This is a genomic window from Nonomuraea aridisoli, assembly GCF_003236395.1.
Classification (GTDB): domain Bacteria; phylum Actinomycetota; class Actinomycetes; order Streptosporangiales; family Streptosporangiaceae; genus Nonomuraea; species Nonomuraea aridisoli.
Genome location: NZ_POUD01000004.1, coordinates 42585 through 63385 on the forward strand (window position 1 = coordinate 42585; position 20801 = coordinate 63385).

Consider the following 20801-nt stretch of genomic DNA (forward strand, 5'->3'; position numbering starts at 1 on the left):
TCCGGCACCCGCACCGCCCTCTTCGGCCGGCCCGTCAGCGCAGGGGGTAGCCGTAGCGGAGCATGCCGGGGGCGGTGAAGGCGGTGATCAGGCGGCGGCGGCCCGGGCGCATCACCGTGCGCCACTCCTCGTCCGCCCGGAGCGGCACCTCGCCCGTGCGGATGCGCATCGGGTTGCCCGCCACGCTGTGGTCGACGGGCAGGTCGATCGTGCCGTCGCCGAGGAACGGCAGGTCGGCCGAGGGCAGCCCGGCGAACTCCAGCACTCTCGACAGCTCCTCGCGCGGCCGGTTGACGAAGTCCTCGTACCGCATGAGGGTCCACGGGGTGCGGGACAGGCGGAAGGACTCGATGACGGCGTTGAAGGCCAGCCACTCGGCGGCGGTCTGCGCCGGAGAGTGGGTGGCCATCAGCCGCCCGCCCTTGTCGGCGCGGTGGACCTGGCGCGACCAGGAGTGCACGACGCCGTGCGGGCCGCGGACGAGCTGGACGATGCGCAGCTCGATGCCGGGCACCCGGCGCAGCAGCAGCGCGGAGGTGGGGAACTTGGAGGAGTCGACGATCACCGGGCTCTGGCTCACCTCGGCGATCCCGCGGTAGACCTTGGCCATGGTCTCGGCGTACGTCTGGACGTCGCGGCCGAAGGCGCCGGAGGCGCCGGGCAGCACGTGGCGCGGGGCATGCCGGATGCGCATGACCGAGCGGTGGACCCGGGCCATCTCGGGGGCGTCCACGTTGCGCCAGCCTCCGAACGCGGCCCGGCCGACCGCCTTCCAGAACGGGCAGCGGCGGAAGCGCCTGCTGCACCCGCAGAGCTGGTTCTTGGTCACGCCCTGCGTCCACAGGTAGCGCAGCTCGCCCACGCAGGCGGCGCCCTCGGCCGCGCCGAGGGCCCGGGAGACCAGCGTGCTGCCCGATCGGCCGTGGCCTCCGACGAACAGGATGCGGATCAGCTCTTGGCTCATGGAAACAGAGAGGTAGATGGGGTCATGGGGACGCCAGCCTACGGTCCCGCGCCCCCTGACCGAAACCGGTTCGCGAAAATCACCACTCGCGTCAGCCCGGCGCCGGGTCCCCTGGGCGGCCGGAAAATGGTTGGCTCCGGGCTCACGTCCTGCGGCAGCATGGCCACGGTGGGTGTCGGCGTTCGGGGGAGGGCGGATGACTGTGCTCGCGGCGGGCGAGGGCTCCCGATCAACGGCGACGCCGCGAAAATCGGCGGTTCTGCTGGCGCTGCGCCACTACTGCGGTGAGCTGAGGCGCCAGTGGCCGGTCGCGGTGCCCGCGCTGACGTTGCCGGCGCTGGGCAACATCTGCCTGTTCTACCTGGCGCCGCTGGCGGTGGCCGGGCTCGTCGGTCACCTGGCCGGCGGTGGTGACGGCGCCGTCGCCACGCTCCTGCCCTTCGTGCTCGGCTTCGCCGGGATGTTGCTGGCGGGCGAGGTGTTGTGGCGGCTCGGGCTGCACTTCCTCAACCGTACGGACGCCCGCGGCATCGAGCGGCTCGGCGTGGTCGGCATGGACGAGCTGCTGGCCAAGGACGCCGCGTTCTTCCACGACAACTTCGCGGGCTCGCTGACCAAGCGCGTGCTGGGCTTCTCCGGCCGCTTCGAGGAGTTCGTCGACACGCTCGCGTTCTCCATCATGGCCAAGCTGGTGCCGCTGGCCTTCGCCTCGGTGGTGCTGTGGCAGTACCACCCGGCGCTGGTGCTCGTCCTCGTGGGCGCCATCGTCGTCACCGGCTTCCTCGTGGCCCCGCTCATCCGCCGCCGCCAGGCGCTGGTCGACCAGCGCGAGGCCGCCAGGGTCCGGGTGTCGGGCCACGTCGCCGACGTGCTGGCCAACATGGACACCGTGCGCGCCTTCGCCGCCGAGGATCGCGAGGCCGCCGAACACCGGGTCAGGATGGCCGAGGCGAGCAGGCTGTCGCTGCGCTCGTGGGACTACGGCAACCTCCGCGTCGACACCGTCGTCGCCCCGATGTCGGTGCTCACCAGCGCGGTGGGCCTGCTGCTGGCCGTGGCGCTGCGCGGCGGTCTCGGCGTGGAGGCCATCGTGGTGACGTTCACGTACTACACGAACGCCATCGGCATGATGTTCGAGTTCAACCAGATCTACCGGCGCATGGAGAGCGTGCTCACCGAGGCGGCCCAGTTCACCGAGCTGCTGCTCGAGCCGCCGACCGTGACCGACCCGGCCGATCCGCAGCCGCTGCGCCCGGCCGACGCGGGTGTGCGCTTCGAACGGGTGCTCTTCTCCTACACCGACGGCCGGCCGCTGTTCCAGGGCCTCGACCTCGACATCCCGAGCGGCCACAAGGTGGGCCTGGTCGGCCAGTCGGGCGGCGGCAAGACCACCCTCACCCGGCTGCTGCTGCGGCTGATGGACATCGACGGCGGCCGCATCCTGATCGGCGGCCAGGACATCACCCGGCTGCGCCAGGCCGACCTGCGCAGCCTCATCGCGTACGTCCCGCAGGAGCCGGCCATGTTCCACCGGTCGCTGCGTGACAACATCGCCTTCGCCCGGCCGGGCGCCACCGACGACGAGATCCTCAGGGCCGCGCGGGCGGCGCACGTCACGGAGTTCGCCGAGTCCCTGCCGGACGGCTTCGACACCCTGGTGGGCGAGCGCGGCGTCAAGCTCTCCGGCGGTCAGCGGCAGCGCCTCGCGCTCGCCCGCGCCATCCTGCGCGACGCCCCGATCCTGCTGCTCGACGAGGCGACCAGCGCCCTCGACTCCGAGAGCGAGATCCTCGTCCAGGAGGCCCTCTGGCAGCTGATGCAGGACCGCACCGCGATCGTGGTCGCCCACCGGCTCAGCACCGTCGTCCGGATGGACCACCTGGTCGTGCTCAACCGCGGACACATCGTCGAGCAGGGCACCCACAGCGAGCTGCTCCAGGCCGAAGGCCCCTACGCCCGCCTGTGGCACCACCAGTCCGGCGGCTTCCTGATCGAGAACGACGCCCCCGACGCCCTCCACCGCTGACCCGGTGGAGGGGACGGGCCCCACCGGTCGGCGCTACGCCGGTCGCGGCGGCCAGACGTCGGTGTCGAGGAAGGACTCGACGGCCGTCGTCACGTCACCGAGCACGTCGGCCGTCGCACGCAGCGGCCCCGGCACCTTCATGCCGTGGTCGGCGCCCTCGACCTCGACGACGTGCGGCGTCAGCTCCCGCGCCAGCGCGCCGTCCCAGAGGCTGTCGGCCGTGCCGCCGACGAGCAGGAACGGCTCCGTCGCCCGCCGCAACGCGGCCACGCACGCGGGCACGGTGAGCACCGGCGTCAGTCAGACGCCCGCCAGCCCGCGATCGGCCGCGACCGCGGCCCCGAACGAGCCGAGCGACTTGCCGATCAGCACCGGCCGGGCGAGCTTGGCCACCACGGGCGTCACCTGCCCGCTGACCCAGCGCGCCGCCTCCTCCAGCACCAGATCCTGCGGCGGCCGCCACGAGATCAGCTCGACGGCGGCGTCACGGCGGAGGGCCGCTTCGCCGACGTAGGCGAGCAGCCCGGCCAGCGGTCCGTACCGCGCGCCGGGGATGACGACGGCGCTGCGGCCTGCGTTCATGTCCGCCTCCCGTCAGTTGGCGGGGTTGTTGGTGTAGATGGGGGTGATGTCGGCGTCGTCCGCGGCATCGAGCAGCTTGTGCATCAGCTTGCCGTCGAACGCCACGACGCGGATCTCGTCCTTCGCGTTGTTGTCCTGCTCCCAGCAGTACAGGTGGGACTCGCCGTACCAGCCGAGCACCTTGTCGCAGTCGGAGGAGAACCGGCGCACCTGCTTGCCGGTGGCGGCGTCCCAGAGGCAGTGGTGGCCGTCGCCGCCGTCGGGGCAGTCGGTCACGAACGTCTTCCCCGACGGCGAGAAGATGTCGATCGTGCCGGACGCCAGCGGCCCCACCCCCGGAAGGTCGCGCGTGGGCTTGCCGGAGGCGTCGAAGAAGCGCAGCCCCTCGTCCTTGCCGTAGTCGATGACCACGCCCTTCTCGGCGGCGTCCCAGCCGAAGTCGCTGTCGCGGATGGAGGCGTCGTCGACGTCGACCACGCGCACCTTGCTCTGGGCGACGTCGTTGTGGGCCACGTTCACGACGGCGAAGCCGACGGAGATCCAGCTCTCCTTGCCCTTGTCGTCCTCGATGCGTTCGTTGAGGTTGAGCAGGATCTTGGAGTTGTCCTTCGACCAGGTGCGGATGCTGGTGTCGAGCGGTTTGCGCACGGTCTTGACGCGGAAACTCACGCCGGCCTGGCGGTCGGTGATGAGGATCGAGTCGTAGCCGTCGGAGGTGTAGTCGTGCGGCCTGCCCGCGAGGTAGCGGCCGTTGGGGGAGACCAGCGACTCCAGGTTGCCCGGATATCTGTCGAACTGGCCCCGCAGCGACTGCCGGGCGTAGTCCACGTCCTCGTCGAGCTTCTTGTCGTACATCTCGTACGCCGTCAGCGTGATCGGGTCGGAGGCCCGCTCGTAGAGCGTGACCTTGCCGCCGGGCAGCGTGGTCTTGACGGGCGTGGCGGGCGCGGAGGGAGTCGTCGGCCGCGCCGGCGGGGCGCTGGACTCGGCGGCGACCGGCGGGGGAGGGCTCGACCACAGCCGGGTGGGCACGGCGATCGCGGCCGCCACGACGACGGCCGCGGTCGCGACCCCCGCGCCGATGAGCACCGGCCGGCGCGACGGCCTGCGGGTGCTCGGGGCCTCCTTCGGGGCGGCCTGTCTCGTGCCCTCCACCAGGGGGTGCGCGCCGGGCGCCGGGTTGCGCAGCAGGCGGCTGATCACGTCCATGGCCGTCGGCCGCCGCGCCGGATCCTTGTCCAGGCACTGCTCGGCCACCTCGCGCAGCCGTCCCTCGAGCCCGCCCAGGTCGGGCGGCTCGCTGAGCACCCGGTTCATCACGGCGTGCGTGACACCGGTGCCGAACGGCGCCCGTCCGCAGGAGGCGAAGACCATCGTGCCGGCCCACGAGAACATGTCGGCCGCGGGCCCGAGCCCGTGCCCCATGATCTGCTCGGGGGCCATGTACGCGGGCGTGCCGATCTGCGTGCTGCTCGTCATGGTGGCCGGGCCGAGCGTGCGCGCGATCCCGAAGTCGATCACCCGCGGGCCGCCGGTGCCCATGATGACGTTGCCCGGCTTGAAGTCGCGGTGCACCACGTGGGCCTCGTGGATGGCGGCGATCGCGGTGGCGGTGCCGATGGCCAGCCGCTCCAGGTCCGCGCCCGCGAGCGGGCCGTCCTCCCTGACGACCCGTTCCAGCGAGCGGCCCTCGACGTACTCGCTGATGATGTACGGACGGCCGCCCTCGACGCCGGTGCCGAGCACGGTCGCGGTGCAGAACGGCGCCACCCGGCGGGCGACCTCGGCCTCCTGAAGAAAGCGTGCGGCGATCTCCTCGTCGCCGGACGGGCTCAGCCACTTGACGGCCACGTGCGCGCCCATGGGCGTACGGGCGAGGTAGACGACGCCCTGGCCGCCCTGCCCCAGCCTCCCGATGAGCTCCAGGCCACCTAACTCCTGAGGGTCACCGGTCGTCAGCGGCGTGAAGTCAACCATGCGGTCATTCTCACGGCCCTCAGTCGATCTCCCACAGTCCTACTGGTAGGTAACTACGACAGAATAACCTTCCGACGAGGATCGGGAGCCCTCCCGGCGGCACGCGGCTACCGTGGAGATTCTGCGCAGTGTGGGGAGGATCGGCGGCATGACAGGCACAGCGCGCAGACCCAGGACCAAGGTGGAGTTCCTGCCCAAGGGCTCACTCGCGGACGGTCTCCCCCCGGCCGTGCCCGGCACTCTTTACGTCCAGGGCGCGGGCGGCGGCATCCGCGTCGCCCCCGACGCCGGCTTCGACGTGGTGTTCGGGCGCTGCGAGCCGGACGTCCACGTCTGCGTCGGCCCCAACGACCCGTACGTCAGCCGACGGCACGGCTACCTCACCTGCGAGGCCGGGCGATGGGCGCTGTACAACCTCGGCAAACTCCCCATCCGACTGCCGGGCGGGCAGCTCGTGCTCACCGGGCACCGTACGACGCTGCCGGTGGCGTACACCCCGCTGTTCATCGTCGCCCCCGAGCAGGAGCACCTGCTCGAAGTGCGGATCGTCACGAGCTCGCCGCCCCCCGGCCCGGAGGACCGCCGGGAGGCCGACACCCGCGAGCCGGCCGGCTGGCCCCTGAGCCCGCTCGAACGCCTCGTCCTGGTCTGCCTCGGTCAGCGCTATCTCCGGCCCGACCCCTGGCCGCAGCCGCTGCCCTGGGCCCAGGTCGCCGACGAGCTCTCGCGCCTGCGCCCCGGCGAACACTGGACCGCCAAACGCGCCGCCCACATCGTCACCCAGACGCGCAGGCGGCTCAGCACCAAGGTCCCCGGTCTCCTGGAGGAGGAGATCCCGCCGCCGCTCGGCAACGCGCTCAACCACAATCTGATCACCGCCCTGCTGGCCAACGCCACGATCGGCCCGTCCGACCTCCGCCTCCTCGACGAGCCGCCCGAGTGACTCCCGGCGCCTGCTACCCATAGACCATGATCTTGGACTACGTCCTTCTCTTCATCCCTGCCTTGCCGCCGCGGCGACCAGACGGAGCACCTTCGCCGGAAGACGATGAGACCGTCGCCTGATCCTCACGCCGCGCACCGGGCAACGCCCGGGAAGTCGCGCATGCGGCGGATGCGGCTGAGGAAGAGGACGGCGACGGACGAGAGCTGGGTGGCCGCCATGATCCACAGGGCCTGACGCACGCCGACGGTCTCGCCGAGCACGCCGCCGAGCAGGCTGCCCAGGGGCACCGCGCCGTAGTTCAGCGCGGACGTGCTCGCGGTGATCCGCGCGAACAGGGCGGGCGGGCAGTACCGCTGGCGGAAGGTGCTGGTCACGATGTTCGAGGCGACGACGCCGGCGCTCATGCCGAAGCCCGCGGCGGCGAAGAGGACCAGGCCCGCGCCGCCGCCGGCGAGCGGGCCGAGGAGCAACATCGGCGCGGCGAACGCCTCGCACACCAGGAACGCCCGCGCGGTCCCGGCCCGGGCGGCGAGGCGTCCCGCGACCATCGCGCCGAGCAGCCCGCCCGTACCGGCCACCGCCAGTACGGCCCCCACCTGCCCCGGCCCGGCGCCGAGGTCGCGGGTGAGGTAGACGACCTGGATCGACTGGTAGCCCATCAAGGCGATGTTCGACATGGCGCTGAAGGCGGTGAGCGTACGCAGGCAGGGATCGTGCACCACGAACCGCAGCCCGGCGCGGATCTCCGGCAGCAGCCGCCGTTCCGCGGCGGCCCGCCGTGCCTCGTGGACGCGGACGCGCCGCAGGCACCACACGGCGACGCCGAAACTGACCGCGTCGGCCAGCACCCCGCTCACCGCACCGAACGCCTGCCCGAGCAGCCCCGCGAGCCCAGGCCCCGCGATCCTGGCGGCCGACTCGCTGCCCTGGAGCTTCGCGTTGGCCTCCATCAGCCGATCGCCGCCGACCAGGATCGGCAGGAACGCGCGGTAGGCGAGGCTGAAGAACACGTTCGCGACGCCGCCGGCCAGAGCGGTGACGACCAGGTGCGCCACCGTGAGCCGGTCCAGCCAGGCCGCGATCGGCACGGTCGCGAACACCACCATGGAGACGGTGTTGCAGGCCAGCATCACCGGCCGTTTGGGCAACCGGTCCACCCACGCCCCGGCGGGCAGCCCGATCAGCAGCCACGGCAGCCACGCCGCCGCCGTGACCAACCCGACGACGAACGTACCGGCCTCCAGCGTCATCACGCTGACCAGCGGCAACGCGACAGCGGCCACCGAGCTGCCGAGCACGCTGATGGTCTCGCCGGCCCATAACAGCCGGAACTCCCGCATCCGCAGGAGCGTGGCGGCGCTCACGGCCTGGCGGGCACGGCGCGTACGGTCAGGAAGACGGACCGGCGTTCCTCGCCGTCGTCGGGGATCTCCCGGGCGGCCAGCTCGGTCAGCAGCGCGAGGATCTTCTCTTCCAGTTCGGCGAGTTCGGCGACGGACAGCCAGGCCCAGTGGTCGGAGCTGAACGCCGCGCGCCGCCACGGCTCGGGATAGGAGTCGCGCTCGGCGAACCACTGCCGGGCCAGCGCGGCCTGCCGCTCCAGGACCAGGGACTCGGCGGCCTCGGCCACGGGGTCGTCGGGGAAGTCGGCCGGCGACCAGTCGACCCGGCCCGACGTCGTGCGCCACCAGCGTTCGCGCCGGTCGCGGGCCAGCTCGGGGACCTCCTCGATGAGCTCGCCGGCCGCCAGGACCTTCAGGTGGTGGCTGATGCTGCCGACGGCCTGCCCCGTCCTGGCGGACAGCGCCGACACCGTCGAAGGGCCGTCCAGCCGCAACACGTCGAGCAGTCGCCGCCGCAGGGGGTGGGACATCGCGGCCAGCACCTTGGAGTCCCGGATCTCACGCCTCGCAGAGTCGGACATGCCGGGACCCTATATGTACAACACTTCTTGTACAACTACCCGGTACGACTACGCGGCGCCGAGGCCGTTGAGGAACGTGTCCACCACCAGATCGGCCGCCTGAGGGGGCGCCACGTCGGGGAACCGGTGAGCCATGCTCTCGACCAGCTGGTCGAGGACCGCCCGCGCCCAGGCCGGGGGGACGTCGGGCCGCAGGTAGCCCTCGTCGGCCGCGCGCTGGACGAAGGCGTCCAGCCGCGCGCTCTGCTCGTGGCGCCGGCGGTCGGCGTCGGGGTCCTTCTGCATCATGCGCCGCGTGTCGACGGGCCACTCACGGCTGACGGGGATGATGCCCTCGACGTAGCGGTGCAGCGCGACCGCCACGGGGGCCTCCACCAGCCGCGCCTCGTCGAGGACACGTTCGGCGGAGTCGAGTTTGGCCTGGAAGACGGCGCTCAGCAGGGCCTCGCGGGTGGCGAAACGGCGATGGACGGTCGTGCGGTCCACCCCGGCCTCGCCGGCGATGGCCGACATCGAGGTGCTCGGGTCCTCGGCCAGCAGCCGCGCCCCGGTGCGCAGGACGGCGGCCAGGTTGCGTGCGGCGTCAGCTCTCATGATGCCCTCCAGCCTACCAGCGAGTAGCACTTACCTCGATCATCCTCATCAGCAGGAGTGCGCTAGGAATAATTACTGCTACAGTCATGCTGCAGTTAAGCGCAGATCGTCCACACCACTCATGCGTCCGCATGCGGCGGGCGCATCGCAAGAAAGAAGGAGACGTGTCATGGCACGCACGTGGCTCATCACCGGCGGCTCCCAAGGGCTCGGCAAGGCTCTGGCGCTGGCGGCCCTGGAGGCGGGCGACCAGGTCGCGGTGACCTCGCGCCGCCCGGAGTCGCCGGCCGACTTGGCCGAAGCACACCCCGGGCGGTTCCTGGCCATGCCGCTGGACGTCACCTCGCCCGTGGCGGCCCGGGAGGTCGTCGCGGCGGTGACCGAACGGTTCGGCTCCCTCGACGTGGTGGTCAACAACGCCGGGTACGCCACCACCGGCTCGATCGAGGACTTCCCCGAGGACGAGTTCCGGGCGCAGATCGAGACGAACCTGTTCGGGGTGATCAACGTGACGCGGGCGGCGCTGCCCGTCATGCGCCGCCAGCGTTCCGGGCATTTCGTACAGATCTCCTCCATTGGCGGCCGGGTCGGCGGCACGCCGGGGCTGAGCGCGTACCAGACGGCGAAGTTCGGCGTCGAGGGCTTCTCCGCGGTGCTGGCCAACGAGGTCGCGCCGCTGGGCATCAAGGTGACCATCGTGGAGCCGGGCGGCATCCGTACCGGCTGGGCCGCCGGCGCCGCGATCGCGGCCGGCGGGATCGGCGCCGACTACCAGCAGACGGTCGGACGGTGGCTGGAGGAGTTCGCCGACTACAGCGGCAACGAGCCCGGCGACCCCGCCCGCATGGCGAAGGCGATCGTCGACGTCGTCGGCGTGCCGGAGCCCCCGCTGCGCCTGCTGCTCGGCACCGACGCCCTCGAGATCGCTCTGAGCGCGGAGGAGGCGCGACTGGAGGAGGCCAGGAAGTGGGCCGAGGTCAGCCGGTCGACCGATCTCGCATGAAGACCTTCCTGCTGACCGGAGCGGCCGGTGGGCTGGGCCGGCACCTGGTCGAGGCTGCTCTGCGGGCCGGCCACAACGTGCTGGCGACCGACCTGGCGGCCGACGGCCTGCCGGAGCCCCATGACCGGCTGCGGGTGCGCGCCGTGGACGTCACCTCCTCCGACGCCGCCCGCGCGGCGGTGCGGTACGCGGTCGACGAGTTCGGCGGCCTCGACGTGCTGGTGAACAGCGCGGGCCACCGCAGCGCCGGCTCGATCGAGGACATGCCGGAAGAGGAGTTCCGCCGCAACGTCGAGGTCAACTTCTTCGGCGCGGTCAACATGGTGCGCGCCGCCCTGCCGGTGATGCGCCCCAGGCGCAGGGGCAACATCGTGAACGTGTCGACCATCGGGGGCCGGCGCGCTCAGGCGGGGCTTGCGGCGTACCAGGCGGCCAAGTGGGCGCTGGGCGGCTTCACCGAGATCCTCGCCCGCGAGGTCGCGCCCATCGGCATCCGCGCCACGCTGGTCGAGCCCGGCGGCATCCGCACCCCGTGGGCGGCCGCTCCGCTCCCCATGCCGCCCCTGCACGACGAGTACGAGCCGACGGTCGGCGCCTTCGTACGGACGTACAGCGACAACCCGGACGTGCGGCGCGGCGATCCGGCGAAGATGGCGCGCGTGATCCTGCGGATCACGGACGAGCCGGACCCTCCGGTACGGCTCCTCCTCGGCTCGGACGCGGCCTGGCTCGCGCCGCTGATCGCCGAGGCGCGCGCCGCGGAGGACGCCGCCTGGCACGAGGTGAGCGTGTCCACGGACCTCGACGGGCTCGGCGACTTCTCGCGGACGCCGGTCGCATGGATGGTCCGGCCTTCACAGAAACCTTTCGACGAGAGAAGCAGCGACAGATGATCATCCGCGACAAGCTCTACATCGGCGGCTCCTGGGTGACGCCCAGCGACCCCGGCCTGCTGGAGATCCGTTCACCACACGACCGGTCCGTGCTCGGCCGGGTGGCCCAGGCCGCCGCCGCCGACGTGGACGCCGCCGTCGCCGCGGCGCGGAAGGCGTTCGACCAGGGGCCGTGGCCGCGTACCGACCCCAAGGAGCGGCAGGAGGTGATCCGGCGGGTCAACGCGCTGCGCGAGGCCCGCGCCGACGAGGTCGCCGCGGCCATCTCCGCCGAGAACGGCTCCGCGGGCTGGTTTACCAGGGCCGGCCAGCCGTTCCTGACCCTCCAGGTCAACGCCTACCTCAAGGCGGCCGAGGAGCTCGGCTGGGAGGAGGTCGTCGAGCCGTCGGATCCTTCGGTGCCCTACGACACCATCGTCAGGCGTGAGCCGATCGGCGTGGTCGCCGCGGTCATCCCGTGGAACTCGCCGTTCTCCGCGGCCACCGCGAAGCTGACGCCCGCCCTGCTGGCCGGCAACACCGTGGTGCTGAAGGTCTCCCCGGAGAACTCGCTGAGCATGATGCTCCTGGCCGACCTCTACCACGAGGCCGGACTCCCCGAGGGCGTGCTCAGCATCCTGCCCGCCGACCGGGAGACCAGCGAGTATCTGATCTCGCACCCCGGCATTGACAAGATCGCGTTCACCGGCTCGACCCGGGCGGGCCGGCGCATCGCCTCCATCGCCGGCGACCACCTCAAGCGGGTCAGCCTCGAGCTGGGCGGCAAGTCCGCCGCCGTCATCCTGGAGGACGCCGACCTCGCCGCGGTGATGCGCGGTCTGCGCTCCGGCTCCCTGGGCAACAACGGCGAGGCGTGCATCCTGCAGACCCGGATCCTGGCGCCGCGCAGCCGTTACGAGGAGATCGTCGCCGCGCTGAAGGAGATGGTGGAGTCGCTGAAGGTCGGCGACCCCTCCGACCCGGACACCTTCATCGGCCCCATGATCCGCCCGGACCAGCAGCAGCGCGTGATCGACTACATCAGGCTGGGCATCGAGGAAGGCGCCCGCCTGGTGACCGGCGGCCCCCAGGTCCCGGCCGGCCTGGAGAACGGCAACTACGTCACCCCCACCGTCTTCGCCGACGTGGACAACGGCATGCGCATCGCCCAGGAGGAGATCTTCGGCCCCGTCCTGGTCGTGATCCCCTACGACGACGAGGACGACGCGGTACGCATCGCCAACGACTCCGAGTACGGCCTGTCCGGAGGCGTCTGGTCCTCGAGCACCGAACGCGCCCTCACCGTCGCCCGCCGCCTGCGCACCGGAACCGTCACCCTGAACGGCTCACCGATCAGCTTCGACGGCCCCTTCGGCGGCTACAAGGCGAGCGGCATAGGCCGCGAATACGGCCCAGTGGGCCTGACCGAATACCTCGAACACAAATCCATCACCCGCCACCACTGACCCCCGATCGGGGAGTCCGTCCAGGGTGAGCCCATGCCGAAGGTCCTGATCACGGGAATGTCGGGGACGGGTAAGTCGACTGCCCTGCGGATCCTGGGCTCACGAGGACACCGGGTCGTGGACACGGACTACGGCCGGGTTGTTCGTGGCCGGTTGCACCAGCAACCAGGGGACGTTGATCGGCGGGTCAGCGTTCGCTGTCCAGCTGGGCCATCGCCTGGCTGGGGTAGCGGTCACCCCTGGCCGCGCCGCGGGGGATGAGGGCCTCGAGCTGCGCCAGCTCCTCGGCGCTGAGGGTGACGCGGCCGCTGTCGATCATCGTGGCGACCTGCGCCAGGCGCCGCGCGCCGACGACCGGCACGATGTCCTCGCCCTGGGCCGCGACCCACGCGATCGCCAGCTGCGCGACCGAGGCGTCCTTCGCCGCGGCCAGCTCCTCCAGCCGTGCGACGAGAGCCGTGTTGTGCTCGAGGTTGGCGCCCTGGAAACGCGGCGACATCGCTCGGGCTCCCTCGACGGCTCCGCTGCCGCCGATCAGACCGCGGGACAGCACACCGTAGGCGGTGACGCCGATGCCGAGCTCACGGCACACGGGCAGGATCTCGTCCTCGATGTCGCGGGTGAGCAGGGAGTACTCGATCTGCAGGTCGCAGATGGGTGCGACGGCGGCGGCGCGGCGGATCGTCTCCGCCCCGACCTCGCTGAGGCCGATGTGACGCACGTAGCCCTTCTCGACCAGCTCGGCGATCGCGCCGACGGTGTCCTCGATGGGTACGGACGGGTCGAGCCGGGCCGGGCGGTAGACGTCGACGTGGTCGGTGCCGAGGCGCTGCAACGTGTAGGTCAGGAAGTTCCCCACCGCGGCGGGCCGGGCGTCGATCCCGAGCAGCCCGCCGTCGGGGCCGCGCATGGCCCCGAACTTGACGGAGAGCACGACCTCGTCACGGTCGCGGCCCTGCAGCGCGCGCCGGATCAGCATCTCGTTGTGCCCCGAACCGTAGAAGTCCCCGGTGTCCAGCAGGGTGCCGCCGGCATCCAGGTACGCGTGCACGACCCGCACGCCTTCGTCGTCGTCCAGGGGGCCGTAGGCGCCGGACAGGCCCATGCAGCCGAGACCGGGCGAGGAGACGGTGGGACCGGTGCGGCCGAGGCGGCGGGCGCCGAGTTGCGTCTTCGTTGTCATGTCCCCACTGTGTGCCCCCGCCGCGCACCGGGAACAGGCCTGACCCATCCAGGGACAACCTGTCCCTGGATGCCCGGCGAGACGCGGCCGATACTGGTGAACGTGATCGACCGTGCCGGGCTCGCCGACTTCCTCCGCCGCCGCCGGGAGCTGCTGCGCCCGTCCGATGTCGGCCTGCCCGACGGCGTACGGCGCCGCACACCGGGCCTGCGGCGGGACGAGGTGGCCCAGCTGGCCGGCATGTCCACCGACTACTACGCCCGGCTGGAGCAGTGCCGCGGCGCGCACCCGTCCGAGCCGATCGTGGCCGCCCTGGCCCGCGCGCTCCGCTGCGACCTCGACGAACGCGACCACCTCTTCCACCTGGCCGGACTGACGCCCCCGGCTCGCCGTGCCGGCCGGCACATCCGCCCAGGACTGATCAGCCTGGCCGACCGGCTCACCGACGTCCCGGTCCGCATCTGCACCGATCTGCACGAGGTGTTGTGGCAGAACGCCCTCGCCGATGTCGTGCTGGGCCGTGAGGACCGCCACACCGGACGCGCGCGCATCGCCGCATGGCGCTGGTTCACCGACCCGGCGTCGCGCGCCCAGGCCCCGGAGGAGGACTGGCCACGGCTTTCGGCCGCGCTCGCCGGTGACCTGCGGGCGACGTACTCCCGCCGCGCCGGCGACGACGACGTCGTGGACCTCGTGCACGGGCTGGTGAGACGCAGCCCCGAGTTCCGCACGTTGTGGGAACGCCACGAGGTCGCGGTGCGACGTTCCGACCGCAAGCGCCTCCTGCACCCGGAGGTCGGCATGCTCCACCTGACCTGCGAAATCCTGCTCACCCCCGAAGAGGACCTCAAGCTGCTGGCCTTCTTCCCCACCGAGGGCACCGACGCCCGCGAGAAACTCGACCTCCTGCGCGTCATCGGCACGCAGAACTTCCGGACGACCGTGTGACCGAGCACCAGGGGCGTCCCGTTCAGCCGGCCGCTGCGGTCCGCAGGCTCTCTCGATGCGCTCGATTCGCGATGATCAGCCCGTCGAGGGCGTCGCGCGTGCGGATGAGGTCGGTGATGTGCTCGGAGAGCCGGTCGCGCTCCTGCGCCATCCGCTCCAGCGCGGTGTCGTCATTGTCCACGCTGGGCGTCTCGACGCACGGCAGCAGCTCGGCGATGGTGCGGCTGGACAAGCCGGCCGCATACAGCCGTTGGAGGAAGGTCACCCGCTCGACCGCGCCGTCGGTGTAGCGCCGCTGCCCGCTGTGGCTGCGGGTGCTGGTGAGCAGTCCCTGCTCCTCGTAATAGCGCAGGGACCGGACACTGACTCCGGTCCGAGCCGCGAGCTCCCCGATGCGCACGTCGTCCTCCTGGGTGTGATCTGCGGCACATGGCTTGCCTCTGACATGGATGTGAGGTTTTAGCGTAACCGACGTGCCCGAGACCTGGGCGCCACGGAACGAGGAGTGCTTGCGTGATGACGCTTTTCAGCAGCTATCAGCTCGGCCGCCTCACCCTGCCCAACCGGCTGGTGATGGCCCCGATGACGCGGGTCCGGGCCGCCGCCGGCGGTCTGGCGACGCCGTCGATGGCGACGTACTACGCACAACGAGCGACCGCCGGCCTGATCGTGACCGAGGGGGTGCAGCCGAGCCTGATCGGGCAGTCCAACCCGGGCACGCCGGGGCTGTACACCGATGAGCAGGTCGCCGCGTGGCGTCCGGTGACCGCCGCCGTGCACGCCAACGGCGGCCGGATCTTCGCCCAGATCATGCACGGCGGACGGGTCTCGCATCCCGACACCACCGGTACGCGGCCGATCGCGCCGTCGGCCGTCCCCGCCGCCGGCGAGGTGTTCACCCCGACCGGGCCCCGGCCCGCGCCGACCCCGCGCGCCCTGGACACCGCCGAAGTCGCTGAGCACGCCCAGGCATACGCCCAGGCCGCCCGCCGTGCCGTCGACGCCGGCTTCGACGGCGTGGAGCTGCACGGCGCCAATGGCTACCTGATCTCGCAGTTCCTCTCCTCCAACGCCAACCTGCGCACGGACCTCTACGGAGGTTCGGTGGTCAATCGCATCCGGTTCGCCGTCGAGGCGGTGTCCGCGACCGTCGAGGCCGTCGGCGCGCACAGGACCGGCATCCGCCTCTCTCCCGGTGGGACGTTCTGGGGCGTGGAGGAGACCGATGTCCCCGAGCTCTACACCGCTTTACTGACAGAGCTGGCCCGCCTCGGGGTGGCCTACGTCCATCTCGAAGCCACCGCCGAGGAAGAGGTGCTGGTCGGCCTGCGCCGCACGTGGCCCGGCACCCTCATCATGAACCCCGTGCCGGGGCTGGGAGCCAAGCAGGCCGGACGGGCCGACGCCGACCACTGGCTCGGGCTGGGGGCCGACCTCATCAGCTTCGGGCGCGCCTTCCTCGCCAACCCCGACCTGGTCGAACGGCTGCGTAACGCACTCCCGATCGCCCCCGCCGACGAGGCCACGTTCTACCAAGGCGGCGACAGGGGTTACCTGACCTACTCGGCGCATCAGTACGCGGCCTGACGGAGAAACGGCTCACGTAACGGTGCCGGGGCTCTGCTCCCGGCGGGCTTCGAGCGCGTCCAGGATCAGGTCCAGGCCGTAGTCGAACTCGCTCGCGTGGTCGTACTCCGGCCGCAGGGCGTGCTCGACGATCATCTCGGTCAGGTACGGCAACTCGTCCGCCGGCAGCCGTGCGAGGATGCCGCCGGCCACTTCCTCCATGTCGCCCGGTGCCGTCACCGGCAGGCTCGACTCCTCCAGGACGAACCCGCTGATGTAGCTGTCGATGAGCGAGATCGCGTGCGCGGCCATCGGCAGCGTGAACCCCGCCTCGCGGAGCACGCCGAGGACGGCGTCGTGGTGGCGCAGCGTCGCCGGCCCCGGGTTGCGGCGGGAGTCCATGAGGCCGAGAGCCCAGCTGTGCCGCGACAGGACCGCGCGCGCGGAGAAGGCGCGGGCGCGGATCGCCTCGCGCCAGTCGTCGCAACCGGCACGGGGCAGCTCGATCGCCGCGAAGACCATGTCGACCACGCCGTCGAGGATCGCGTCCTTGTTCGGTACGTGGTGGTAGAGCGACATCGCCTCCACGCCCAGCTCCTGCGCCACCCGTCGCATGGTGATCGCCTCCACGCCGCCGCGATCGGCGACCCGGATCGCGGCTTCCAGCACGAGACCTCTGCTGAGCGGTTGCGGTGGCGGTGACACGGCGACTCCGGGAGTGCGGTTGACAACCTTACGATCGTAAGTCAGCCTTACACACGTAAGCTACCTTACTGGTGTAAGGCCACCCGCCCTGTGAGAGGAGATCCCCATGCCGATGCCGAGCTGGTGGGGGCACGTGAACAAACGGGTGTTCAACCCACGCGCGATCGCCGGCGGGAAGTGGCCGGTGCTGACGCACGTCGGCCGCGTCTCCGGCAGGACGTACCACACCCCTCTCGACGCGTACCCCGTCGACGGCGGCTACGTGTTCGTCCTGGTGTACGGATCCCGCTCGGACTGGGTGCGGAACATCCTCGCCGCCGACCGCGCGCGGCTCCGGGTCGACGGGAAAGACGTGGAGCTCGTCGCCCCGCGCCTCATCGGGGAGCAGGAGGCGTTCCAGGCTCTCTCCGACGAGGTGCCGCGGCCACCGAGGCTGCTCCGCATCAGCGAGTTCCTCCGCATGGACCTGGCCGCTAGCTGACGATCCGGGCGGGTGCCCGTTCAGGGTGAGCGGGCGAGGTCGGCCTCGACGGCGGCCGCCGTACGGGAAAGGGCGTCGACCAGCGTCGGCAGCCGGTGCCGGTCGTAGCGTGCGCTCGGCATCGACACCGACAGGCCGGCGAGGGCGTGCCCGTCGGGGGCCCGTACCGACACACCGAGCGCCACCACGCCGCGCTCCGAACGGCCCTGGTTGAGAGCGAAACCGTTGCGCCGCACGCGGGCCAGCTCGATCCGCAGCCGGTCCAGGTCGGGCCGCTCAGCGGGCCGGTCGGCGTAACGTCCGGCCGGATAGACCGCCTCCAGCTCCTCGTCGGTCAGCTCCGCCAGCAGCAGCAGCCCCGCCGTGGTGTGGTGGGCCGGGAACACCATGCCCTCGCGGGAGCCCACCCGCAGGCTCTGGAAGCACTCGACGCTGGCGATGAACCGGACCGTGTCCCCGGTGCGCACCGCCAGGTTCGCGGACTCGTCGAACATGCCGACCAGCCGGTGCAGGTGCGGCAGCGCCGCCGCCCGCACCCGAGACGCGGCCGAGGGCGAGTGGGCCGCGAGCTCCAGGACCGGGCCGGCCCGGTAGAGACGCCGTTCGTCCTGGACCGCGAAGTCGCGGTAGACCAGCATCGCGAGCAGCCGGTGGGCGGTGGAGCGGGCCACGCCCAGCCGCTCGGCGACCTCCGATACGGTCAGCTCACCCTCCAGCTGCAACATCGCGGCGATCCGCAGCGCGTGGTCCACGCTGTTGATCAGATAGGTCGGCGGATTCTTCAGCGGCTTGCCCACAACCCCTCGATTCTGCAACGCAGAATTCCAGATTCCTCAAGGTGTCACGGCAGCAAGATTAGCCGTATGACCATGTCAGAGTCCCCGGTGCGGCTGCGTGCGATCGACGCGCCGGACCAACCCGATGTCACCCCCGCGCTCGAGGACCTCTACCGAGGTTTCGAGCAGGAACTGCTCGTGCCGCTGTGGACGGAGATCGGCGACCTGATGCCGGCTCATCCCCGTTCGCGCGCGGTGCCCCACGTGTGGCGCTGGGAGAGCCTGCGGCGGCTCGCCGCACAGGCCGGCGACCTGGTCCCGGTCGGCCGCGGCGGTGAGCGGCGGGCGATCGCGCTGGCCAACCCCGCGCTGGGCGGACGGCCCTTCGCGACGCCGACGCTGTGGGCCGCGATCCAGTACCTGATGCCGGGGGAGGACGCCCCCGAGCACCGCCACACCCAGCACGCCTTCCGCTTCGTCGTCGAGGGCGAGGGCGTGTGGACGGTCGTCGGCGGCGACGCGGTCCCGATGCGCCGCGGCGACTTCCTCCCGCAGGCCGGCTGGAACTGGCACGCCCACCACAACGCGACCCGCGAGCCGATGGCCTGGATCGACGGCCTGGACATCCCCTTCCAGTACGTCACCGAGGCGCAGTTCTTCGAGTTCGGCCGCGACGAGATCAGCGACGCCGAGCGGATCACCCCCGAGCGGTCCCGCTCCGAGCGGCTGTGGGGCCACCCCGGCCTGCGCCCGGTCTCGGCCGGCGAGCTCACCCCTGGCACCCCGCTGCTGTCGTACAAGTGGGAGTTCACCGACCGCGCCCTGGCCGACCAGCTCGCCCTGGAGGCCGAGGGCTTCGGCGGCACCGTCGAGCCCGGCCACGCCGCCGTCCGCTACGCCAACCCCGCCACCGGCGCCGACGTGCTGCCCACGCTCCGCGCCGAGATGCACCGGATCGCGCGCGGCGCCGAGACCGCCCCGGTCCGCGAGACCGGTTCGTCGGTCTACCAGGTCTTCGACGGCTCCGGCACCGTGACCGTCGGCGACAGGACCTGGACGGTCACCCGCGGCGACCTGTTCACCGTCCCGTCCTGGGAGCCCTTCTCGGCCCGATCCGAGGCCGGCTCCACCGACTCCGACTCGGGCGCGCTGGACCTGTTCCGGTTCAGTGACTCGCCCGTCTTCGAGGCTCTCCAGCTCAACCGCACTCAGCATGAAGGGACCACCCGGTGAAGCTCGCCACCCTCCGCGTCAACGGCTCGACCCGCGCCGTACGGCTCGACGGCGACCGGCTGGTCGACCTCGGCGCCGCCGACCTCGGCGAATTCCTCTCCCAGGAGGACTGGGCCGCCAAGGCCGCCGCCGACGCCGCCACGACGTACCCCGTCGAGGGCGCCGACTTCGCGCCGGTCGTCCCGCGGCCGTCGAAGGTCGTCTGCGTGGGCCTGAACTACAAGAACCACATCCAGGAGATGGGCCGCGACCTGCCGGAGCACCCCACCCTGTTCGCCAAGTTCGCCGACTGCCTCATCGGCGCCGCCGACGACATCGCCCGCCCGGAGGAGACCGCCGAGTTCGACTGGGAGGCCGAGCTCGCCGTCGTGATCGGAAAGCCGGTCCGCCGCGCCAAGGGCGCCGAGGCCGAGGCCGCCATCGCCGGCTTCACCGTGCTCAACGACATCACCTGCCGCGACTGGCAGTTCCGCACCCGCGAGTGGCTGCAGGGCAAGATGTGGGACTCCTCCACCCCGCTCGGCCCCTACCTCGTCACCCCCGGCGACCTGCCCGGCGGCGTCCGCCCCGAGCTCGAGGTCACCCTCAGCGTCGACGGCGAGGTCATGCAGCACGACAACACCGGCGACCTGCTCTTCGACCCGGTCGTGCTGGTCGAGTACGTCTCGACCATCGTGCGCCTCAACCCCGGCGACGTCATCGCCACCGGCACCCCCGGCGGCGTCGGCCACGCCCGCACCCCCAAGCGCTACCTGACCGGCGGCGAGCGTGTCGTCACCGAGATCCAGGGCATCGGCCGGCTCGAGAACACCGTGGCCAAGGACGGGGCGGCCTGATGCGCCGTACCTTCGGCGACACCCTGGGCTGGAGCGAGACGGGCACCGGACTGCTCCTCGGCACCGCCGCCGGATGGGGCGAGGAGCAGTACCTCGCCCCCTCCGGGCTCCCCGGCTGGACCCGCAAGCACCTGGTGGCCCACGTGGCGGCGAACGCCGACGCGCTGGGCAACCTGGTGCACTGGGCCGCCACCGGCGAGAAGACCCCGATGTACGCCTCGCCCCAGCAGCGCGACGCCGACATCGAGGCCGGCTCCCGCAAGCCGGCCGCCGAGCTGGCCGCCTGGCTGACCTCGTCCGCCGAACGGCTCGCCGCGGGCATCGCCGGGCTGGACGACGACCAGTGGAACGCCGAGGTCGTCACCGCCCAGGGCCGTACCGTCCCCGCGACTGAGATCCCGTGGCTGCGCTCCCGCGAGGTCTGCGTCCACGCGGTCGACCTGGCCTCCGGCGTCGCCTTCGCCGACCTGCCCGCCGGCTTCCTGACGGCCCTGGCCGACGACATCGTCGCCAAGCGCGGCGGCGCCGCCGGTCCCGCGGCCGTCCTGGTCGCCACCGACACCGGGGACCGCTGGGAGCTGCCCGGCGAGGGCGAGCCCGCCGCCGTCGAGGGTCCGCTCGCCGACGTCGCGGCGTACCTCGCCGGACGCCCGCACTCCCTGAGCGGTCGTGCGCTGCCGGCTCTGCCGGCGTGGTTGTGAGCGTCCTGCCTTCGAGGA

At 71.8% G+C, this 20801-nt stretch carries 22 protein-coding genes; 11 read left to right on the forward strand and 11 right to left on the reverse strand.

Annotated features, from left to right (window positions below; all coding sequences use genetic code 11):
- Positions 1 to 34: 34 nt before the first annotated feature.
- A complete protein-coding gene (locus tag C1J01_RS01895; protein ID WP_111175299.1) occupies positions 35 to 964 on the reverse strand; it encodes a sulfotransferase in 930 nt (309 codons plus the stop codon).
- A 196-nt stretch (positions 965 to 1160) separates the two neighbouring features.
- On the opposite strand from C1J01_RS01895, the gene C1J01_RS01900 reads away from it, so the two are divergent.
- Positions 1161 to 2990 carry an ABC transporter ATP-binding protein gene (locus C1J01_RS01900; RefSeq protein WP_111175300.1) on the forward strand — a complete coding sequence of 610 codons (1830 nt, stop codon included), beginning with the start codon at positions 1161 to 1163 and terminating at the stop codon, positions 2988 to 2990.
- 33 nt (positions 2991 to 3023) lie between these two features.
- On the opposite strand, the gene C1J01_RS51065 is transcribed toward C1J01_RS01900, so the two are convergent.
- Genes C1J01_RS51065 through C1J01_RS01910 form a run of 3 tightly spaced genes read right to left on the reverse strand, consistent with a single transcriptional unit; the run spans position 3024 to position 5549 of the window.
- Complete coding sequence (locus C1J01_RS51065; protein ID WP_220039697.1) at positions 3024 to 3281, reverse strand: hypothetical protein; 258 nt, start codon at positions 3279 to 3281, stop codon at positions 3024 to 3026.
- 9 nt (positions 3282 to 3290) lie between these two features.
- Positions 3291 to 3572, reverse strand: coding sequence for a hypothetical protein (locus tag C1J01_RS51070; protein ID WP_220039698.1), 282 nt, complete (start codon positions 3570 to 3572; stop codon positions 3291 to 3293).
- 12 nt (positions 3573 to 3584) lie between these two features.
- Positions 3585 to 5549 (reverse strand): serine/threonine protein kinase, encoded by a 1965-nt coding sequence (locus C1J01_RS01910; protein WP_111175301.1) that lies wholly within the window; start codon positions 5547 to 5549, stop codon positions 3585 to 3587.
- Between the two features lie 148 nt (positions 5550 to 5697).
- Between C1J01_RS01910 and C1J01_RS01915 the strand changes: the two genes are divergently transcribed.
- Positions 5698 to 6492, forward strand: coding sequence for an FHA domain-containing protein (locus C1J01_RS01915; RefSeq protein WP_111175302.1), 795 nt, complete (start codon positions 5698 to 5700; stop codon positions 6490 to 6492).
- Between the two features lie 125 nt (positions 6493 to 6617).
- Here C1J01_RS01915 and C1J01_RS01920 read toward each other — a convergent pair whose 3' ends face one another.
- Genes C1J01_RS01920 through C1J01_RS01930 form a run of 3 tightly spaced genes read right to left on the reverse strand, consistent with a single transcriptional unit; the run spans position 6618 to position 9013 of the window.
- Positions 6618 to 7835 carry an MFS transporter gene (locus tag C1J01_RS01920; RefSeq protein WP_111175370.1) on the reverse strand — a complete coding sequence of 406 codons (1218 nt, stop codon included), beginning with the start codon at positions 7833 to 7835 and terminating at the stop codon, positions 6618 to 6620.
- Between the two features lie 20 nt (positions 7836 to 7855).
- Positions 7856 to 8419, reverse strand: a complete 564-nt coding sequence (locus tag C1J01_RS01925) for a winged helix-turn-helix domain-containing protein (protein WP_111175303.1) — start codon at positions 8417 to 8419, stop codon at positions 7856 to 7858.
- 48 nt (positions 8420 to 8467) lie between these two features.
- Positions 8468 to 9013 (reverse strand): TetR/AcrR family transcriptional regulator, encoded by a 546-nt coding sequence (locus C1J01_RS01930; RefSeq protein ID WP_181448524.1) that lies wholly within the window; start codon positions 9011 to 9013, stop codon positions 8468 to 8470.
- Positions 9014 to 9182: 169 nt separating this feature from the next.
- On the opposite strand from C1J01_RS01930, the gene C1J01_RS01935 reads away from it, so the two are divergent.
- The 3 genes from C1J01_RS01935 to C1J01_RS01945 are packed head-to-tail and all read left to right on the forward strand — an operon-like array spanning position 9183 to position 12354.
- Positions 9183 to 10016: an oxidoreductase gene (locus C1J01_RS01935; protein WP_111175304.1), complete on the forward strand. Its 834-nt coding sequence runs from the start codon at positions 9183 to 9185 to the stop codon at positions 10014 to 10016.
- Entirely contained in the window at positions 10013 to 10909 is an 897-nt protein-coding gene (locus C1J01_RS01940; RefSeq protein ID WP_111175305.1) for an SDR family NAD(P)-dependent oxidoreductase, read from the forward strand. The genes C1J01_RS01935 and C1J01_RS01940 overlap by 4 nt, the downstream gene beginning before the upstream one ends.
- Entirely contained in the window at positions 10906 to 12354 is a 1449-nt protein-coding gene (locus C1J01_RS01945; protein ID WP_111175306.1) for an aldehyde dehydrogenase, read from the forward strand. The genes C1J01_RS01940 and C1J01_RS01945 overlap by 4 nt, the downstream gene beginning before the upstream one ends.
- Positions 12355 to 12541: 187 nt before the next feature.
- Here the strand turns inward: C1J01_RS01945 and C1J01_RS01955 are convergent, their stop codons facing one another.
- Positions 12542 to 13537 (reverse strand): aldo/keto reductase, encoded by a 996-nt coding sequence (locus tag C1J01_RS01955; RefSeq protein WP_220039699.1) that lies wholly within the window; start codon positions 13535 to 13537, stop codon positions 12542 to 12544.
- 102 nt (positions 13538 to 13639) lie between these two features.
- Between C1J01_RS01955 and C1J01_RS01960 the strand changes: the two genes are divergently transcribed.
- Positions 13640 to 14485 (forward strand): helix-turn-helix transcriptional regulator, encoded by an 846-nt coding sequence (locus C1J01_RS01960; protein WP_111175376.1) that lies wholly within the window; start codon positions 13640 to 13642, stop codon positions 14483 to 14485.
- Positions 14486 to 14507: 22 nt separating this feature from the next.
- On the opposite strand, the gene C1J01_RS01965 is transcribed toward C1J01_RS01960, so the two are convergent.
- On the reverse strand, positions 14508 to 14885 hold the full coding sequence (locus C1J01_RS01965; protein WP_111175307.1) for a MerR family transcriptional regulator: 378 nt from the start codon (positions 14883 to 14885) through the stop codon (positions 14508 to 14510).
- Positions 14886 to 15001: 116 nt separating this feature from the next.
- Here C1J01_RS01965 and C1J01_RS01970 point away from each other — a divergent pair, with 116 nt between their 5' ends.
- Positions 15002 to 16072: an alkene reductase gene (locus C1J01_RS01970; RefSeq protein WP_438943085.1), complete on the forward strand. Its 1071-nt coding sequence runs from the start codon at positions 15002 to 15004 to the stop codon at positions 16070 to 16072.
- Between the two features lie 12 nt (positions 16073 to 16084).
- Here C1J01_RS01970 and C1J01_RS01975 read toward each other — a convergent pair whose 3' ends face one another.
- The gene (locus tag C1J01_RS01975; protein ID WP_111175309.1) at positions 16085 to 16720 is read right to left on the reverse strand and encodes a TetR/AcrR family transcriptional regulator; all 636 of its coding nucleotides are present in this window, start codon (positions 16718 to 16720) and stop codon (positions 16085 to 16087) included.
- Positions 16721 to 16862: 142 nt separating this feature from the next.
- On the opposite strand from C1J01_RS01975, the gene C1J01_RS01980 reads away from it, so the two are divergent.
- Positions 16863 to 17237, forward strand: a complete 375-nt coding sequence (locus C1J01_RS01980) for a nitroreductase family deazaflavin-dependent oxidoreductase (protein WP_111175310.1) — start codon at positions 16863 to 16865, stop codon at positions 17235 to 17237.
- Positions 17238 to 17257: 20 nt separating this feature from the next.
- Here the strand turns inward: C1J01_RS01980 and C1J01_RS01985 are convergent, their stop codons facing one another.
- A complete protein-coding gene (locus C1J01_RS01985; protein WP_111175311.1) occupies positions 17258 to 18034 on the reverse strand; it encodes an IclR family transcriptional regulator in 777 nt (258 codons plus the stop codon).
- Positions 18035 to 18100: 66 nt separating this feature from the next.
- Here C1J01_RS01985 and C1J01_RS01990 point away from each other — a divergent pair, with 66 nt between their 5' ends.
- The 3 genes from C1J01_RS01990 to C1J01_RS02000 are packed head-to-tail and all read left to right on the forward strand — an operon-like array spanning position 18101 to position 20783.
- Positions 18101 to 19246, forward strand: coding sequence for a cupin domain-containing protein (locus tag C1J01_RS01990; RefSeq protein WP_111175312.1), 1146 nt, complete (start codon positions 18101 to 18103; stop codon positions 19244 to 19246).
- Positions 19243 to 20082 (forward strand): fumarylacetoacetate hydrolase family protein, encoded by an 840-nt coding sequence (locus tag C1J01_RS01995; RefSeq protein WP_111175313.1) that lies wholly within the window; start codon positions 19243 to 19245, stop codon positions 20080 to 20082. The genes C1J01_RS01990 and C1J01_RS01995 overlap by 4 nt, the downstream gene beginning before the upstream one ends.
- A complete protein-coding gene (locus C1J01_RS02000) occupies positions 20082 to 20783 on the forward strand; it encodes a maleylpyruvate isomerase family mycothiol-dependent enzyme (protein WP_111175314.1) in 702 nt (233 codons plus the stop codon). Before C1J01_RS01995 ends, C1J01_RS02000 begins: the two co-directional genes overlap by 1 nt.
- The last annotated feature ends 18 nt before the right edge of the window (positions 20784 to 20801 follow it).